Origin of the sequence: Planktothrix sp. PCC 11201, assembly GCF_900009135.1 — a bacterium.
Classification (GTDB): domain Bacteria; phylum Cyanobacteriota; class Cyanobacteriia; order Cyanobacteriales; family Microcoleaceae; genus Planktothrix.
In genome coordinates, this window is the sequence record NZ_LT797739.1 from 1 (window position 1) to 1,126 (window position 1,126).

Here is a 1,126-nt window from a genome sequence, read left to right on the forward strand (position 1 = left end):
TATTGATTATGCTTGTATTTTTTATTCATGGTGTCGCCACAAGAGATGCTTGCTACTCATCAAATTTACAACAAATTATCAAAACAGAATTTAGTCAACGGGGAGAAAAAAATCCTCATTTTTATGCTAGTTTTTGGGGTTCTGCCTTAACAGATATGGGGAAAATATGGAATGGGATTGATGAAGATTTAGCACACGCTAAAAAGAAATATTCTAAAAGTGATAGTGAAGAGTTTTTGAAATATCGATCGTTTAGAGAAGGTTTCTTTTCTCAATTTATGGGGGATTTCTTTACCTATATGAATTCTGATAAGGGTCGAGAAATTCGTAAAATAATCGCTCATCAACTCTATAATTTTATTAAGCAAAACCCCAATGATTCTGAAATTCATATTGTTGCCCATTCGTTAGGAACTGTAATTCTATGGGATGTTTTATTTTCAGATCGATTTTCAGCGAAAGACCCAGCTTTATCTATTCGAGCTATGATTCGAGAATTACAAAATCAGACAGATGTAAAACTTAAACATCAGGTTAATTTGAGCAGTATCACGCTCATAGGTTCGCCCATTTTATTTATTAATACGATGTTAGATGTTCGTCCCGAAAAAGTCAATCAATTTGCTCATTTCTATTCTTCGGAACAGCCTTTAAGATGGCTGAATTTAATTCATGGTTCCGACTTAATGGCTTATCCTTTAAAAGCGAATTTACATCTGGCTGAAAATAGTTATCTAAAATTTGAAGATGAGTATTTATTAGAGGATGCTAACTGGGTTGAAAAAATAGCTAGAAATTTTGGTCAAAATGACTTAGCAATGGCTGTGAGTTCTGGTGATGCCCATAATAGTTATTGGAATTGTCCTTACACTGCTAGATTAATTACTAATAATATTTTGAATCAACTTGACAATAATGGTTGATTCTAAAAAAATATTAAATCTCAAAACAAAAATGATTGAAGTGGTTGAAATTGATCATGATTGGTTTAATCATTTATAATTGCTATACTATAATTAAATACTAACCCAACCCTAAAACACTTTACCTATTATTGATTATGCTTGTATTTTTTATTCATGGTGTCGCCACAAGAGATGCTTGCTACTCATCAAATTTACAACAA

Annotated in this window: 1 protein-coding gene; it reads left to right on the forward strand. The window is 31.7% G+C overall.

Annotated features, from left to right (window positions below; all coding sequences use genetic code 11):
* Nucleotides 1-923, forward strand: a 923-nt coding sequence (locus tag PL11201_RS25470) for a hypothetical protein (protein ID WP_079681642.1), incomplete at its 5' end; no start/stop codon positions are given.
* Nucleotides 924-1,126 lie beyond the last annotated feature (203 nt).